The organism is Candidatus Nitrotoga arctica (genome assembly GCF_918378365.1).
Lineage (GTDB): Bacteria > Pseudomonadota > Gammaproteobacteria > Burkholderiales > Gallionellaceae > Nitrotoga > Nitrotoga arctica.
Window position 1 is genome coordinate 291,848 of record NZ_OU912926.1, and the last position, 16,006, is coordinate 307,853.

General features: G+C 53.8%; 13 protein-coding genes and 1 pseudogene. 10 read left to right on the forward strand and 4 right to left on the reverse strand.

Annotated elements, in window-relative coordinates; all coding sequences use genetic code 11:
- Positions 1-18 precede the first annotated feature (18 nt).
- From MKZ32_RS01325 to MKZ32_RS15350, 3 genes are all read right to left on the reverse strand, one after another.
- Positions 19-1,869 (reverse strand): putative bifunctional diguanylate cyclase/phosphodiesterase, encoded by a 1,851-nt coding sequence (locus MKZ32_RS01325; protein WP_239795617.1) that lies wholly within the window; start codon positions 1,867-1,869, stop codon positions 19-21.
- A gap of 2 nt (positions 1,870-1,871) precedes the next feature.
- Positions 1,872-2,417, reverse strand: coding sequence for a heme NO-binding domain-containing protein (locus MKZ32_RS01330; protein WP_239795618.1), 546 nt, complete (start codon positions 2,415-2,417; stop codon positions 1,872-1,874).
- 440 nt (positions 2,418-2,857) lie between these two features.
- Positions 2,858-2,986 (reverse strand): hypothetical protein, encoded by a 129-nt coding sequence (locus MKZ32_RS15350; RefSeq protein WP_275584239.1) that lies wholly within the window; start codon positions 2,984-2,986, stop codon positions 2,858-2,860.
- A gap of 67 nt (positions 2,987-3,053) precedes the next feature.
- Here MKZ32_RS15350 and MKZ32_RS01335 point away from each other — a divergent pair, with 67 nt between their 5' ends.
- The 6 genes and pseudogenes from MKZ32_RS01335 to MKZ32_RS01360 all read left to right on the forward strand — a co-directional run bounded on the left by MKZ32_RS01335 (position 3,054) and on the right by MKZ32_RS01360 (position 7,525).
- Entirely contained in the window at positions 3,054-3,350 is a 297-nt protein-coding gene (locus MKZ32_RS01335) for a hypothetical protein (protein ID WP_239795619.1), read from the forward strand.
- A 269-nt stretch (positions 3,351-3,619) separates the two neighbouring features.
- A pseudogene (locus tag MKZ32_RS01340) lies at positions 3,620-4,607 on the forward strand (IS110 family RNA-guided transposase).
- Between the two features lie 143 nt (positions 4,608-4,750).
- On the forward strand, positions 4,751-5,032 hold the full coding sequence (locus MKZ32_RS01345) for a DUF768 domain-containing protein (RefSeq protein ID WP_239795621.1): 282 nt from the start codon (positions 4,751-4,753) through the stop codon (positions 5,030-5,032).
- Positions 5,033-5,435: 403 nt separating this feature from the next.
- On the forward strand, positions 5,436-6,473 hold the full coding sequence (locus MKZ32_RS01350; protein WP_239795622.1) for an IS110 family RNA-guided transposase: 1,038 nt from the start codon (positions 5,436-5,438) through the stop codon (positions 6,471-6,473).
- A 144-nt stretch (positions 6,474-6,617) separates the two neighbouring features.
- Positions 6,618-7,103 carry a hypothetical protein gene (locus tag MKZ32_RS01355; protein ID WP_239795623.1) on the forward strand — a complete coding sequence of 162 codons (486 nt, stop codon included), beginning with the start codon at positions 6,618-6,620 and terminating at the stop codon, positions 7,101-7,103.
- An 8-nt stretch (positions 7,104-7,111) separates the two neighbouring features.
- Positions 7,112-7,525, forward strand: a complete 414-nt coding sequence (locus MKZ32_RS01360; protein WP_239795624.1) for a HEPN domain-containing protein — start codon at positions 7,112-7,114, stop codon at positions 7,523-7,525.
- Between the two features lie 76 nt (positions 7,526-7,601).
- Here the strand turns inward: MKZ32_RS01360 and MKZ32_RS01365 are convergent, their stop codons facing one another.
- On the reverse strand, positions 7,602-8,171 hold the full coding sequence (locus MKZ32_RS01365) for a hypothetical protein (protein ID WP_239795625.1): 570 nt from the start codon (positions 8,169-8,171) through the stop codon (positions 7,602-7,604).
- Between the two features lie 242 nt (positions 8,172-8,413).
- Here MKZ32_RS01365 and hrpA point away from each other — a divergent pair, with 242 nt between their 5' ends.
- The 4 genes from hrpA (at position 8,414) to MKZ32_RS01385 (ending at position 16,004) form a co-directional block, all read left to right on the forward strand.
- The gene (hrpA, locus tag MKZ32_RS01370) at positions 8,414-12,172 is read left to right on the forward strand and encodes an ATP-dependent RNA helicase HrpA (RefSeq protein WP_239795626.1); all 3,759 of its coding nucleotides are present in this window, start codon (positions 8,414-8,416) and stop codon (positions 12,170-12,172) included.
- An 83-nt stretch (positions 12,173-12,255) separates the two neighbouring features.
- The gene (locus MKZ32_RS01375; RefSeq protein WP_239798072.1) at positions 12,256-14,571 is read left to right on the forward strand and encodes an NADP-dependent malic enzyme; all 2,316 of its coding nucleotides are present in this window, start codon (positions 12,256-12,258) and stop codon (positions 14,569-14,571) included.
- Entirely contained in the window at positions 14,556-14,813 is a 258-nt protein-coding gene (locus tag MKZ32_RS01380; RefSeq protein ID WP_239795627.1) for a hypothetical protein, read from the forward strand. Before MKZ32_RS01375 ends, MKZ32_RS01380 begins: the two co-directional genes overlap by 16 nt.
- Before the next feature lie 21 nt (positions 14,814-14,834).
- Positions 14,835-16,004, forward strand: coding sequence for a patatin-like phospholipase family protein (locus MKZ32_RS01385; RefSeq protein ID WP_239795628.1), 1,170 nt, complete (start codon positions 14,835-14,837; stop codon positions 16,002-16,004).
- Positions 16,005-16,006: the final 2 nt, after the last annotated feature.

Below are 16,006 nucleotides of genomic sequence, written 5' to 3' on the forward strand. Positions count from 1 at the left end.
CAGCCAGATGGCTGCCCCCTATGTCGATTGGCTTCCGTGCACAGCCGGGTCCAGCCCGATTCCGGACTGAAGCATGGTAATCATCTGTTCTTCCGGGACCGGCCGGCTGAAGTAGTAGCCTTGGATCTCGTCACACCCTTCGGCTGCGAGCATCCGCAGCTGCTCGACCGTTTCAACTCCTTCAGCGACCGCGCGCAGTCCTAAGCTGTGGGCTAGCCGGATTACTGCCGTGACGATGGCGCCGTCTTCTGGCACGAAGGTGAGGCCGCGCGTGAACGACTGGTCGATCTTCAGCTTGTCGACCGGGAAGCGCTTCAGGTAGCTGAGGTTCGAGTAGCCGGTGCCGAAATCGTCGATCGACAAGGTGATGCCGATTGCCTTCAGGCGATTCATCAAGGCGATCGATGATTCCGGGTCTTCCATCGACAGGCCCTCGGTCAATTCGAGGCTAAGGAAACGCGGCTCCACGGCATGGCGGTCAAGGGTGCTGCGCACCAGCTTGTCTAGGTCCTGGTTGGCGAACTGCGAGGCGGCCACGTTGATCGCCATCGGCACCAGCGGCACCCCGCTGTCCTGCCAGCGGCGCAGCGTGGCGCAAGCCTTCTCCAGCACCCACTGGCCTATCGCTACAATCAGGTTGCTTTCCTCGGCCACCGGGATGAATTGCATCGGCGGCACCAGCCCCAATTCGGGCGACTGCCAGCGTAGCAGCGCTTCGATGCCGATCACCCGCCCGCTGGCCAGGTCGACTTGCGGCTGGTAGTGAAGCACGAATTCGTTACGCTGCAAGGCGCGGTGCAGGCCCTGCTCTAGCGCGACGCGCGCATCGAGGCGACGCTGCATTTCCTCGGTAAAAAACTGGAAGCCGTTGCGCCCGCTTTCCTTGGCCCGATACATGGCGATGTCGGCCTGGCGCAGCAGCACTTCGGCGTCGCCGCCATCCTCGGGATAGGTGCTAATGCCAATGCTGCCGGTGACGACATGCTCCTGTCCCGCCAACATGACGGGCACGCCGAGCCGCGCGCCGATGCGTTCGGCGATGGCGCCAGGCATGGCCGGACCAACCGGGTCGTCGAGCAGCAGCACGAATTCGTCGCCGCCCAGTCGCGCCACGGTATCCGATTCGCGTACGCACAGTTTGAGCTGGGCGGCGACGACGCGCAGCAGCTCGTCGCCGAAACTATGACCGAGCGTGTCGTTGACGGCCTTGAACTTGTCGAGGTCGACGAACATCACCGCCAGCCGGCTTCCGTGGCGCTCGGCGCGGCGGATCGCATGGGCCAGGCGGTCGAGGAACAAGGCGCGGTTCGGCAGGCCGGTCAGCAGGTCGTGGGTGGCCTGGTACTCCATCGCCTTCTCGTGTGCGCGCCGTTCGGTGAGGTCGTGGGCGACGTTCATGATCGAGTCCGCGTCATCGAAGCGGATCGCGCAGCCGAAGAATTCCACCTCGACCAGGCGGCCATCGAGCCGTTCGACCTGCAGCAAGCAGCGCGGCTGGCGCTGCGCAGCCGCGATGTCGCTATATGTCCCTTCCAGCATCTGATGGCGGAATGGCGCGGGCACCAGGTTCAGCGCATCGGTGCCGAGCAATTGCTCGGGTGCGCTGGCGCCGAACAGGGTACAGGCGGCCGGGTTGGCAAATACCACCCGGCCGGCGCTGTGGATCCAGATCGCATCGGGAATCAGTTCGACCAGGGTACGGTAGCGCCCCTCGCTCTCTTCCAGGTGCGCGTTAAGGCTGCGCAGGTTCAGGTTGATATCGTACAGTTCGCGGCTCTTTTGCTCGAGCAGCGTTTCGGCTTCCTTGCGCGCCGTGCGTTCCCGCACCAGACTGCGCGAGGCAACCGTGTCTGGCACGTCGGCCGTCATGCTTATCCGCGCACTAGGTCGAAACGGACCCGATGACAGGCATCCAATTTTTCGAGGTCGGTGCGGGTAACACTGATCGGCTCGTCGAAATGTTTGATGCAGCCCGCAATCAGGCCGGCGGCAAGGTCGCCAAATCCGCGGGGCGAACTGTACAGGATGGTCAGCTCGTTGGCGGACGGCCGTTCGCACTCGAGCTTGGGCAGCTCGGCGTCGGGATATAGCTTGCGCACTTCAACGTGGATGACGCCGTCGATGCGGCTGAGGAAATCGAACGCATTGTGAACGTCGCCGAACAGCGCCGGATAGCTAACGCTGAAGCGCTGGAACAACTGTTCACCGAAGATAAAAATCAGTTGCTGCGTGTTCAGCCCGGTCGCGTTCGACAGTGCTGTGACCAAGCGCACCAGTTCAGCGTGATCGTAGGTGCCGACCGAGGTGTAGGCGCCATCGTTCGGCAGCGCAGCTTCGGTGATGATACGGTCGAGCATGTCGAGGCCCATGCGGGACTCCACCATCTCCATGAATTCGGTAAAGACGACACCTTTCATGGCAGTTCCTATTCGAGATAGAAAGCAAACATTATAAAGGGCGCACCTCCATACCAGCAAGATACTTGCGCATGAGAACCAGACAAGATTGATCTGCGTCAATGTGCAACAACTGATCCAAAGCTGCACGGCGGCATGTTCACTTCTGGCACAAAGCGAGAGCCTGCTGTGCGAAAGCACGGGGTCACCCATTAGCCATCGATAGTCAAGAGTGCAAACAAAACACTCGCAAATAACCGCGATAAAAATTTACTGCACTGGCCATCACCCACATTTTGCAAACCTGTTTCGCCTACTTTGCTTCATCGTGTGGTTGCGTGAATCGCACCGGTTACCCATGTAGATCAAGCAAAAATGAGGTTGATTGTTTTGCCCTTACAGCTTGGTAGGTTGGCGCTGAGCTTGCGAAGCCCAACATTATAAGGGGATGAACACAGGCGTTACCGACGCGCCAATGCGGTGGAGGCACCTACTTCTTCACTGTTAATCTGGCTGAACGGTGCTCCGATATATTGGTGCGGCATATCGATGACTTGCGGGCAGCCATGAAAACGGTGAAAAATGCGCATCCGTTTGCTGTTCTGGCGATGGTGGTGTTATTCGAACACCTGCATGCGATATGGCGCTTGCCATCGGATGATGCCGACTATCCCACTGCGCTGGTCGCTCATCAAGGCAGGATTCTCGCGGCGGCTGGCAAAAGGCGAGCATATTCGTGCCAACTGTCAAGCCAAGCGTGAGCGCGGCATCTGGCAGCGGCGGTATGGGGAACATCAAATCAGGGATGAGATTGATCTTGCGCGGCCCATCGATTACATTCATTTCAATTCTGTAAAACATGGCTGGGTCACTCACCCTGTGATTGGCCACATTCAAGATTGCATGGCTACATTGAACGGGGGATGGCAGCATCTGATTGGGGTATGCCAATAGGTGATGGAGTAGATGGTTATGGTGAGCGGTGAGATGTTGGGCTTCATTTCATTCAGCCCAACCTTGTATCTTTCTTTCCGTGGTGGTTAGTTACCATCACACGAAGCAGAGGAAGCTTGAGCCCAACCTTAAGGCTCGACTTTGCGACGTAGATCAAGCCCTCTGCTTCACCTTTCGCCAGCATAGACACTGAACGGTATCCAAGGGGTGAACCCTGCATGCACAAGGCAAGTGGGCGAAGTTGGCTAACATTGCAACAGGAGGTCATCATGTTTTATCTCGGTATGGATGTGGCAAAAGCCAGATTAGATTGTTGCCTGTTGCTGGATGAAGCCAGTGGCAAGCGCAAGACAAAAGTAGTGAATAACACCCAGTCAGGCATTGTTGATTTGCTGGCTTGGGTTGCCAAACAAAACGTTTCCCCAGAAGAATTGCATATCGTCATGGAAGCCACCGGTGTCTATCATGAACAAGCTGCCATGGCGCTCACGGATGGTGGCGTGATGGTATCCATCATCAATCCGGCGCAGGTTAAAGATTTTGGCCGTGGGCTGGCCGTGCGCACCAAGACCGATGGCGTGGACAGCGTTGTGCTGGCCCGTTATGGCGCATTACTCAAACCCAAAGCTTGGATGCCGCCCACTCAGGAAGCACGGATACTGCAAGCGTTGTTAGTGCGTCGTGCAGCCATTGCCCAAGATTTACAGCGCGAGCGCAATCGCCAGGAGAAAGCCGATGCCACAGACACACCAGCGCTGATTCATAAATCACTTGAAGAAAGCATTGGGTTTCTGGTCAAACAGTTAGCCCAGCTACAAAAGGATATTGACGCACACATCGACAAGCATTCGAATCTTCAGAAAGATAGGGCATTGCTCCAGAGTATTCCAGCAATTGGCCCGCAGGTGGGGAGCAATATGCTCTCTGTGATGCACAACCATGATTTCGGTTCGGCGGAACAGTTAGCGGCTTATCCGGGACTCGTTCCGGTGGAACGACAGTCGGGTAGTTCGGTGCTGGGACGCGCGCGAATGTCCAAGGCCGGCCCCGCCAGAAAACGCGCCGTGCTCTATATGGCTGCCGTCGTGGGAACACCGCTACAACCCACACGTCAAAGCTGTTTATGAGCGCTTGCTTGCCCGAGGCAAGTCCAAGATGTCCTCCCTCGGTGCCGCAATGCGCAAGCTGGTGCATTTGTGCTTTGGCGTACTCAAAACTCAACAGCCCTATCAACACGATTACTTGAAAAATGCTTGACGTTAGAGACGGTATCTACCACGCTATTGAAGCATATAATGCGATGTAGTAGACTTCAATTTACTTGGACCGAAATATCGGGTGGGTCACAGTGGCCCGGGAAAACCGGCCCCGAATACGATGCAGAAGATAGGTGGGCAATCATGAGCAAGCGCTTCCAAAATTGGGCTGAGACCTGGATCGAGGATAACATCCTTCCTGGCGCTAATCCCGACATCGAGAGCCACGATGCGCGGGCAAGGCGGCTGATGGATGAAATGTACGCCGCGGCGGCTGCGGCCAACTTCTCAGACTTAGAGACCGCTGAGGAGCGGGAGCACCTTGCACCCCTGGTTTTGGCGGCGGTCGCGGACGACACTGAATTCGACTACGATACATTTACGCTCAAGTATCTACTGGCGATTGAGCTTGAAGACGGCGACTGAGCCCCGCCCGTCCGACTTACTCACACCGGCTCACCAACGCATTCAGGATGGTCCATGGAAAACTTGGAATCAATTGGGGTCTTGACCCCATTTTTTCACTCACTCCTATACCTATAGTCTTTACCATCATATTCTCTCATTTGAACACTTCCAAACTAATTTCACGCTAGACATAACCTACCGTGCTTGACTACTTGACTGACCCCGTTCGTTTCGTGATGTTGGGCTTCATTTCATTCAGCCCAACCTTGTATCTTTCTTTCCGTGGTGGTTAGTTACCATCACACGAAGCAGAGGAAGCTTGAGCCCAACCTTAAGGCTCGACTTTGCGACGTAGATCAAGCCCTCTGCTTCACCTTTCGCCAGCATAGACACTGAACGGTATCCAAGGGGTGAACCCTGCATGCACAAGGCAAGTGGGCGAAGTTGGCTAACATTGCAACAGGAGGTCATCATGTTTTATCTCGGTATGGATGTGGCAAAAGCCAAATTAGATTGTTGCCTGTTGCTGGATGAAGCCAGTGGCAAGCGCAAGACCAAAGTAGTGAAAAACACCCAGTCAGGCATCGTTGATTTGCTGACTTGGGTTGCCAAACAAAACGTTTCCCCAGAAGCATTGCATATCGTCATGGAAGCCACCGGTATCTATCACGAACAAGCTGCCATGGCGCTCACGGATGCTGGCGTGATGGTATCCATCATCAATCCGGCGCAGGTTAAAGATTTTGGCCGTGGGCTGGCCGTGCGCACCAAGACCGATGGCGTGGACAGCGTTGTGCTGGCCCGTTATGGCGCATTGCTCAAACCCAAAGCTTGGGTGCCGCCCACTCAGGAAGCACGGATACTGCAAGCGTTGTTAGTGCGTCGTGCAGCCATTGCCCAAGATTTACAGCGCGAGCGCAATCGCCAGGAGAAAGCCGATGCCACAGACACACCAGCGCTGATTCATAAATCACTTGAAGAAAGCATTGGGTTTCTGGTCAAACAGTTAGCCCAGCTACAAAAGGATATTGACGCACACATCGACAAGCATTCGAATCTTCAGAAAGATAGGGCATTGCTCCAGAGTATTCCAGCAATTGGCCCGCAGGTGGGGAGCAATATGCTCTCTGTGATGCACAACCATGATTTCGGTTCGGCGGAACAGTTAGCGGCTTATCCGGGACTCGTTCCGGTGGAACGACAGTCGGGTAGTTCGGTGCTGGGACGCGCGCGAATGTCCAAGGCCGGCCCCGCCAGAATACGCGCCGTGCTCTATATGGCCGCTGTCGTGGGAACACGCTACAACCCACACGTCAAAGCTATTTATGAACGCCTGCTTGCCCGAGGCAAGTCCAAGATGTCTTCCCTCGGCGCCGCAATGCGCAAGCTGGTGCATTTGTGCTTTGGCGTACTCAAAACTCAACAGCCGTATCAACACGATTACTTGAAAAATGCTTGACTTTAAAGACGGTATCTACCGAGCTTGGTTGAAGATATGATGGTGGCGGAGCAGTAAATTTATTGGCGGCGGTAAAACCGAAAGAAAATGTAGTTATGTTATTAGAACTGCTTCCGTGTTTGATCTATCTTCATTGAGGAACCTATGTACACAGTTCGCATCCCGTTTTTAGTCCCCTCCACCACAAGAATTGACGAACATGCGGCGCTAACAACCAGAGCGCAAATAACCTTCACGCTGAAGTGGGAGGGCTACTATCACGTGCTCTCGGCCGTTGGCTTCGGTTCTCACGAGGAGGCCAATGCTTTCCTGGGAACGGTGCGAAGCGCGTTTGCTTGGCTGCTACTTCAGAAAGGCATTGTAGCTGAAACCAATCTCGTGCCCCAGCAAATCCAGTACAACACGGACCCAATTAAAGCTGGCATAAATCAATCGCGGTCGTTTGGTAACGCTGATCTTGGACCAGTAGATGCGAGCATTGATGGTTCGCAAGCTGCAATCTTCGAAACTCTCAGGAGCGTTCAGAAGTTCACCGGGTTACCGCTTAGTGTTTCCACCACTGTTCGGTCAGACCAAGCGCTTTCGGTCATTATTGACGGCGCCTTACTTCCCCCAAGGCAAAGTATCTGACGCTCATTATGTCGCTCGAATCGCTCGCGACCGCCACCTCAAAGACTCCACTCGCAATCGAACTCATCAAAAAATGGGCAGCAGAACTTGAGCAACTCAAGAATGACCTCCCGCCGCAGTCTGACGATGCCGTGTCGCTTGAGGCTCTCAAACGAGAACTGCTGATTCGCCGAGATGATTCGGTACGCTCTCAAATACGCAAATTAGTCCTCTCCACTCTACATCCGGATATAGACGCCTCCGATCGAGCAGACTATGCGGTGAAACTTTATGACCTCCGCAGTAAATTGGTGCATGAAGGCACAGTCGACAGCCAAAAACTCGCCACCGCCCTTACGGAGGCGAAGGCTCTAGTCTGCCGTACGCTATGCGCTCGGTTCATTACGGAAGCTCAAGCGCCACATCACCGAGCCGTCTCTTAAGAAATATTCCTAACGCCAGCAACTCTGGGGTAGCGTACTCTCCCTGTTTTTTCTGGTGTGTGCAAAGGCAATTCCGCTACTTCACCAGTGCGGGCACCGGAATAACCAGTTTTCCTTCATATTCCGCAACATACCATTGGCTGGTGCCATTGGTCGTCAAGTCCGCCGATTTGGAGCCGGTTGTGATCAATAAACTTTTGATCGGCTTGAGCGGCATTTTCATGGGCTTGCCTTGAATGTTTTTGCCACCCAATTCCATTTGTTTGTTTTCTTCGGCGGTGAGATCCACTAGCTTGATCGATTTGATGGTTGATCCGAAATCTGCAACGATCATCATGTTGAAGAACTCAAGCACTGTCGGGTCAGCGTCGCGGGTATACAGCAACGCCTTTAGCGCCTTGGCATCTTTGCGTTCAACGGCTTTTTTGAACCCATCCACGAACGCTTTCTCTTGCGCCGGTGTCGCGGCAAGCACCGGGGCAGTAAGCATGATGACGGAGATGAGAAATAAACAGGCAGTGATAAGCCATGTCTTATTGCCAGTTACCATCTCGGCTACTATCGTACCTAGTCCACTATAGGATAAAGTTGAAACTGCTGTTACATCTTCCGCTATAAGCGCTTTCCCTACTACTGCTGGTGACATTTTCTTCTCCCGTGTTTTATTTGTGACATAGTATAAATAGTGATTTTTTCTAAGCTACTATAATCCTTTAATTCAGGAAATAGAAAATTCAACGCACAAGTCAACATACTTCGCCCCACATTTCCTCGCCAATCCGATTTTAGGAACAATTAGGAGCACTCGATTTAATCTGCTCCAACCATGCTGCTTCTTGATCTCCCCAGTTTTTATGCACCTACTGATTTCGGGTACAATCGCGAGCAATGACTGACCGCCAATCCCACCCCATTCACGCTGGATCTTTTCAAGCTCGTCGTGCGGCACGTATTGAATTGCTTGCTCCCATCGAGTTTCCGCTTGACCTGCCGGTAGTATTGCGGCGCGAAGAATTAGCGCAAGCCATCGTTGCCAATCAGGTGATCATCGTATGCGGTGAAACTGGTTCTGGTAAAACCACGCAGTTACCTAAAATCTGTTTGAGTCTCGGTCGGGGTGTGCAAGGCGTCATTGCCCACACTCAGCCACGCCGTGTCGCGGCGCGGTCTGTGGCAACGCGCATTGCGTTTGAACTGAAAACCGAGTTGGGTGGCGTAGTGGGCTATAAGATTCGCTTTAATGACAAGGTATCGGCGGATACCTGCATCAAGCTGATGACTGATGGTATTTTGCTGGCGGAAATCCAGAGCGATCGGCTGCTAAAAAAATATGACACCATCATTATCGATGAGGCGCATGAGCGCAGCCTGAATATCGATTTTCTGTTGGGTTACTTCAAGCAGCTGTTACCACGCCGTCGTGATCTCAAGCTCATCATTACTTCTGCCACGCTGGATGCGGAGCGCTTCGCTAAGCATTTCAGTGGTGCCCCGATCATGCTGGTCAGTGGCCGCAGTTATCCGGTGGAAGTACGTTACCGTCCGTTGCAGGAGAATGCCGAAGGCGAGATGCAGGATATTCCACAGGCGGTGTGTGCTGCGTTGGACGAACTGGCAGTGGATGGCTTACGCGGCGACATTTTGGTATTCCTACCGGGAGAACGCGAAATCCGCGACACTGCGGAAGCTTTGCGCAAGCATCATCCCATTGGCGTGGAAATTTTGCCGCTGTTCTCGCGTCTGTCGGCGGCGGAGCAGGATCGCGTATTCAAAACTTCCGGCATGCGCCGGGTCGTGCTGGCCACCAATGTCGCGGAGACTTCCTTAACCGTACCGAATATCGGATATGTGATCGACAGCGGGCTGGCTCGCATCAATCGTTACAGCATACGGCAAAAAGTCGAGCAATTGCGCGTGGAGAAAATCGCGCGTGCCGCCGCTAACCAGCGCGCCGGGCGTTGTGGGCGGGTGATGAGCGGGATATGCGTGCGTCTGTATGACGAGCCGGATTTCCTGGCGCGCACAGAATATTCCGATGCGGAAATTTTCCGTGTGTCATTGGCAACAGTAATATTGCGTATGAGTGCGCTGGGCTTGGGCGAAGTCGAACAATTTCCATTCATCGAGCCGCCCGGATCGCGATCAATTGCCGATGGCTACCAGTTGCTGGCGCAATTGAATGCGATAAACGAAGAGCGGCAGCTGACGCCGCTGGGACGCGAGCTGGCAAAGCTGCCGCTCGACCCAAAAATCGCACGCCTGCTGCTGGCGGGAAGGCAATATCACTGCCTGCAGGAAATTCTCATCATCGCCAGCGCGCTATCATTGCAGGATCCGCGTGACCGTCCCTCGGAGTGGCGCAAAGCGGCGGATGACGCGCATCAGCGTTTTAATGATGAGCGCTCGGATTTTCTGGCCTATGTGAATTTGTGGGCATGGTTTCAAGAGGCGGTGAAGCATAAAAAATCCAAGCGCCTGTGGGCAAATGAATGCCGCGAGAAATTCTTATCGCCACTGCGTCTGCGCGAATGGCATGAGCTGTATCAGCAGTTGCACGCGCAAGTTGCCGAGATGGGCATGCGGCTGAATGAAATTCCTGCCAGCTATGAGGAAATCCACAAGGCGCTGTTAACGGGTCTGCTGGGTAATGTCGGCTGCAAGAGCGTGGACCGCGAAGCGCATTATCAGGGCGCGCGCGAAATAAAATTTTTTATCGTGCCGAATTCGGTGCTGGCGAAAAAAAGCCCAAAATGGGTCGTGGCAGCAGAATTAACCGAGACGACGAAATTGTATGCCCGTTGTGTGGCGCGCATCGAACCGGAATGGCTGGAAGAAGTGGGTGCGCATCTGATCAAGCGCCACTATTTTGATCCGCACTGGGAGAAGAAGGCGGCACAGGTAGTGGCATTCGAACGCAGCACCTTGTATGGCCTGATTATTAACCCGAAAAAACGCGTGCATTACGGCCCGATGAATGTGCCGGAATCGCGCGCGGTGTTTATTCGCCAGGCTTTAATGGCGGGCGAATTTCATACACTCGCGCCCTTTTTCTCGCACAATCAGAAATTAATCCAGGACATTGAGGCGCTGGAGCATAAGGCGCGCCGACCGGATGTGCTGGTAGATGACGAATTGATTTTTGCCTTTTACGATAGCATCATCCCGCCGCACATTTACAATGGCGCGGCATTCGAGGCATGGCGCAAGGAGGCGGAACGCGCCAATCCGCGCCTGCTGTATCTCCAACGTGACGACCTGATGCGGCACGAGGCAGCAGGTATCACCACCGATCAGTTCCCACCGCAACTGGTGATGAACAACATCAGCTATGCACTGGCTTATCATTTTGTGCCGGGCAAGAGCGACGATGGTGTGAATCTCACCGTGCCGCTGGCTCTGATTAATCAAGTATCCGCTCCGCGTTGCGAGTATTTGGTGCCCGGCTTGCTGGCAGAAAAAGTGACGCAATTGGTAAAGACTTTGCCGCAGAAGCTGCGCCGCCATTTGGTGCCGGTGCCGGAATTCGCTGCCTTGTTTTGTCGTGAGGTGCCGCCCTCGGATACGCCCCTGCTGCAGGCATTGGCACGCTATATTCGCGAACAAAAACAATTTGAAGTACTACTGGATGCATTTCGGTTAGAGCAATTGCCGGCTCACCTGCTCATGAATTTTTATGTAGTAGACGAGCATGGCAGACAGTTGGGGGTTTCGCGCAATTTCATTCAGTTGCGTGCCGAGCTTGCACCCAAGCTTGCGCCGGCCGCTGCAAAGGGAGCAGCCGCAGAACAAAAGCGGGTACGTTTTATCGATTGGAGTATGGATGAAGATGGTTTGGGTGGATTTAAGGAAACTTCAGAAATTCACCGCGCAGGACAAGTTGTAACGCTATTCAACGCCTTGGTGGATGAAAACGATGCGGTATCTTTACGAACATTCGATACCCGCGATGAGGCGCTGAGTGCCCATCGTATCGGATTACGGCGCTTATTTATGCTGGCGCTCAAGGATCAGGTTAAATTTCTGGAAAAAAATCTTGGCTTGCAAGCAATGGCAATGCAGTTCTTGTCCTTCGGCAGCATTCAGGATTTGCGACGCCAGATTTTGGCTGTAACCTTTGATCGCTGTTGTATGAATGAACCTTGGCCAACAAATGAAACCGAATTCACTGCGCGTTGCAAGGAAGCCAAGAGCCGTTTGACGTTGGTGGCGCAGGAAATCGCGCGGTTGATCGGTGAAATCCTGAGCGAATATCAACTCGTACACAAAAAAATACAAGCTGCCAAATCCAACGGGCAAGCCGTCCAGGATATGCGCATGCAGTACGAATGGCTGTTGCAAAAGGAGTTTATCGCACGCATTCCTTACGAACGTTTACAGCATCTGTCACGCTATCTAAAAGCGATCAATGTGCGATTGGAAAAGCTGCGCGTCGATGCGGCACGTGATGCGCGTCAATACACGCAAATGCAATCCTTGCAGCAGGCTTGGCAACGCAAATTAACTGCGCAGCAAGGCAATATAGATGCGCGGATGGAAGAGTTTGGTTGGCTATTGCAGGAATTGCGCGTGTCGTTGTTTGCGCAGGAATTGAAGACGCCCGTGATTGTGTCGGTGAAGCGGCTGGAAAAGTTGTGGGAGCAGATGTAGCTCTGCCAAATTTTTTGCTCTTTGGTTCCTGCCCTGCCAATGGGAATCTGAAGAATTGGCTGTCAGGTATAATCCGCGCAATTATGGTTACTGATAACACTCTTGATGAGAAATTGCGGGCAGCCGCACTGCAATATCATCGCCTGCCCAAACCGGGCAAAATTTCCGTTGTGCCGAGCAAGCCCATGTTAACCCAGCGTGATTTGGCGCTGGCCTATTCGCCCGGTGTGGCAGCGGCATGTGAAGCCATCATGGCGGACGTTAATGAGGCGCGCAACCTCACCGCGCGCGGCAATCTGGTGGCGGTGATTACCAATGGCACAGCGGTGCTGGGACTGGGCGCAATCGGCCCTCTGGCAGCCAAGCCGGTGATGGAAGGCAAGGGCATGCTGTTCAAGAAATTCGCCGGTATAGACGTGTTTGATCTGGAAATTAACGAGCGGGACCCGGACAAGTTGGTGGACATCATTGCCGCGCTGGAGCCGACCTTCGGCGGCATTAACCTGGAAGATATCAAGGCACCGGAATGTTTCTACATTGAGCGACGCTTGCGTGAACGCATGAAAATCCCGGTGTTCCACGACGACCAGCATGGCACTGCCATCATCGTCGGAGCAGCCTTGCTGAATGGACTTAAAGTAGTCGGCAAGCAAATTGATCAAATCAAATTAGTAGCATCCGGTGCGGGCGCTGCAGCTCTGGCCTGCCTGGATATGCTGGTGAGCTTAGGCGTGCGTAGGGAGAACATTATCGTCACCGACATCAAGGGGGTCGTGTTCCGAGGACGCATCGAGGAGATGGATGAGCACAAAATTCGTTACGCGGTGGACATCTCCGCGCGTACCTTGGCTGAAGTGATCTCTGGTGCGGATGTGTTCCTGGGTTTGTCTGCAGGTGGTGTGCTCAAACCGGAGATGGTAGAACAGATGGCCCCCAACCCTCTGGTTTTCGCACTGGCCAACCCTACGCCGGAAATCTGGCCAGAGCTGGCGAAGGCGGTGCGCCCGGATGCCATTCTGGCCACCGGGCGTTCGGACTATCCCAACCAAGTCAACAATGCACTGTGCTTCCCCTACATTTTCCGCGGCGCGCTGGATGTCGGTGCCACCACTATTAATGAAGAAATGAAGCGTGCCGCCGTGTTTGCAATCGCTGGACTGGCGCAGGCCGAGCAGTCCGCTGCGGTGGCGTCGGTGTATGGCGAGGAAAGCCTGGCATTTGGTGCGGAATATCTGATTCCCAAGCCGTTCGATCCACGCCTGATTATAAAGATCGCTGCGGCAGTAGCCCAAGCTGCCATGGATAGCGGAGTAGCGGAAAGGCCACTGGCCGATATGGCGTCCTACCGTGAGCATCTTTCGCTGTTTATCTATCAGTCTGGGCTGTTGATGAAGCCGGTATTCGATTTGGCAAAAAAAAATCCCAAGCGCCTGGTCTATGCTGAAGGCGAGGATGAACGCGTACTGCATGCGGTACAAATGGTACTGGACGAAGGCTTGGCCAAACCCATCCTTATCGGCCGTCCGTCAGTAGTGAAACAGCGGATTCAAAAGCTCGGCCTTCGCATCTGCGCAGGAGAACATTTTGAACTGGTAAATCCGGAAAACGACCCGCGTTTCCGCGCCTATTGGACAGAGTATCACCGTTTGATGCAACGCACAGGCGTATCCCCTGATGACGCCAAGCGCGAGATACGCCGCCACAATACGTTGATAGGCGCCATGCTGATACACATGGGGGACGCAGATGCCATGCTGTGCGGAACCTTATCGCAATCCCGTAACCACCTGCGCCATGTCAGCAATGTGATCGGTCTGCGGCCAGGTGTCAGCGTGCTTGCCGCGATGAATATTTTACTGTTACCCAACCATACGTTGTTCATCTGCGACACGCAGATCAATCTCGACCCCAGCGCTGAACAAGTGGCGGAAATGACGTTACTGGCGGCAGATGAGGTACGCAGTTTCGGTATAGTTCCCAAAGTTGCACTGCTGTCGCATTCCAGTTTCGGCAGTTTCGATGACGTGTCCGCGCACAAGATGAGTCGGGCGCGCGAATTGCTGGAGCAGATGGCACCGGAGCTGGAAGTGGAAGGGGAGATGCACGGCGAAGCTGCTATTTCGGAGAAGCTACGGATGCAGATCCTTCCCAACTCACGCTTGAAAGGGGTGGCAAATTTGCTCATCATGCCGAATCTGGACGCGGCAAACATTTCCTTCGGTCTTTTAAAAATGCTTGCGGGCGACGGTATCACCATAGGACCGATTTTGCTTGGTGCGGCGAAGTCCATTCATATCCTGACCCCTAATGCCACTGTGCGTCGTATCGTAAATATGAGTGCGCTGGCGGTAACGGGGGTTGAAACTCATTGTAAGGAGGTTATATGTCGGACAAACTAAATACTCAGGAAGTTGCCATGCTGCGCGAGGAGCTGGAGATACTGATGAATGAGCGTACTGGCTTACTGAAAGTGGTGGGAGCTGCCGCTGTACTGGTGGCAAATACCGATGGTCGCAACCTGCCGCCGGAGGCGGCAGAAGCGGCGGCGATGTTGTCGAAGTGCGTAAATGATCTGTCCGAGGAAACACTGAAAGATGCGCTGGAAACTGTGCATGCAGAGGTTGGGCCCGGCGATTTGTAAATCCTTGATGGGGACGGTCAGATGAGTGCGCCAGAAAAGCTTGGCTTGGTTCTGACTGGGGGTGGCGCGCGTGTCGCTTATCAGGTGGGCGTGCTGAAGGCCATCGCCGAGTTTCTGCCGCGTCATGCACATAATCCCTTCCCTATTATCTGCGGAACTTCATCAGGTTCGCTTAATGCGGTCACGCTTGCAGTAAATGCCCTATCCTTTCGCAAAGGTGTGCAATACCTTCTTAATATCTGGAAAAATTCTCACGTTGATCATGTTTATCGCACCGATCTGATAAGGGTTTTAAAGAATAGTTCGCGCTGGTTTGCAGGGCTGATCTTGAGCAGCATGGGTATCAATAAGTTGAACCAGGTGTCGCTGCTTGATAATGCGCCGATGGTAACGATGCTGGAAGCAACGCTGCCGTATGAAAAAATCCAGGAGAATATTGATGCGGGACACCTTTACGCACTGAGTATCACTGCCTCGGGCTATGGTTCGGGGTGCTCCGTGACTTTTTACCAAGGGGTGGAGGATATTCTGCCCTGGAAGCGGGCGCATCGTCTAGGCATTCCAACCAAGATCGAACCCAAACATTTATTAGCCTCTTCAGCTATCCCGTTTATCTTCCCAGCGGTCCTCATCAACCGTGAATATTTTGGCGATGGCTCGATGCGTCAGATCGCACCTATCAGCTCTGCGCTACATCTGGGTGCTACTCGCGTGCTAGTCATCGGCTTAGGTCATAGCGAGGAGGAACAACCCAACCGCAGCAACATCTGTGACTATCCTTCGCTAGCGCAGATTGCCGGCCATGTTATGGATAGTATTTTCCTCGACAGTCTGGAGGTGGATTTGGAGCGGGTGCAGCGCATCAATCATTCAATCGGAATGTTGTCGGAAGATGTTCAGCAGCAAATAAATTGGCGCCATGTCGATGTCCTGGTGATTAAGCCTAGCCAGGCTATTGAAAAAATTGCTCAGCGTTATGCCATGCACTTGCCATGGACTATCCGTTTTCTGTTGCGCGGGATAGGCGCGATGCGCCGTAGCGGGGCAAATCTGATGAGCTATCTGTTGTTCGAAAAGAATTTTTGTCGGGCGATGATCGAGCTGGGATATCAGGATGCACTGAAACAGAAGCAAGAAATCCTGGCTTTTATTAATAAGCACGAGAAAGCGGCGGAAAGCCTGCCACAATGAAA

What these genes read in the sequence shown, in the direction of transcription:
- MKZ32_RS01325 (WP_239795617.1), bottom strand. Translation starts at nt 1,869, where the DNA reads ATGACGGCCGACGTGCCAGACACGGTTGCCTCGCGCAGTCTGGTGCGG.
- MKZ32_RS01335 (WP_239795619.1), top strand. Translation starts at nt 3,054, where the DNA reads ATGATGCCGACTATCCCACTGCGCTGGTCGCTCATCAAGGCAGGATTC.
- hrpA (WP_239795626.1), top strand. Translation starts at nt 8,414, where the DNA reads ATGACTGACCGCCAATCCCACCCCATTCACGCTGGATCTTTTCAAGCT.
- MKZ32_RS01365 (WP_239795625.1), bottom strand. Translation starts at nt 8,171, where the DNA reads ATGTCACCAGCAGTAGTAGGGAAAGCGCTTATAGCGGAAGATGTAACA.
- MKZ32_RS01350 (WP_239795622.1), top strand. Translation starts at nt 5,436, where the DNA reads ATGCACAAGGCAAGTGGGCGAAGTTGGCTAACATTGCAACAGGAGGTC.
- MKZ32_RS01360 (WP_239795624.1), top strand. Translation starts at nt 7,112, where the DNA reads ATGTCGCTCGAATCGCTCGCGACCGCCACCTCAAAGACTCCACTCGCA.
- MKZ32_RS01355 (WP_239795623.1), top strand. Translation starts at nt 6,618, where the DNA reads ATGTACACAGTTCGCATCCCGTTTTTAGTCCCCTCCACCACAAGAATT.
- MKZ32_RS01375 (WP_239798072.1), top strand. Translation starts at nt 12,256, where the DNA reads ATGGTTACTGATAACACTCTTGATGAGAAATTGCGGGCAGCCGCACTG.
- MKZ32_RS01385 (WP_239795628.1), top strand. Translation starts at nt 14,835, where the DNA reads ATGAGTGCGCCAGAAAAGCTTGGCTTGGTTCTGACTGGGGGTGGCGCG.
- MKZ32_RS15350 (WP_275584239.1), bottom strand. Translation starts at nt 2,986, where the DNA reads ATGCGCATTTTTCACCGTTTTCATGGCTGCCCGCAAGTCATCGATATG.
- MKZ32_RS01380 (WP_239795627.1), top strand. Translation starts at nt 14,556, where the DNA reads ATGTCGGACAAACTAAATACTCAGGAAGTTGCCATGCTGCGCGAGGAG.
- MKZ32_RS01330 (WP_239795618.1), bottom strand. Translation starts at nt 2,417, where the DNA reads ATGAAAGGTGTCGTCTTTACCGAATTCATGGAGATGGTGGAGTCCCGC.
- MKZ32_RS01345 (WP_239795621.1), top strand. Translation starts at nt 4,751, where the DNA reads ATGAGCAAGCGCTTCCAAAATTGGGCTGAGACCTGGATCGAGGATAAC.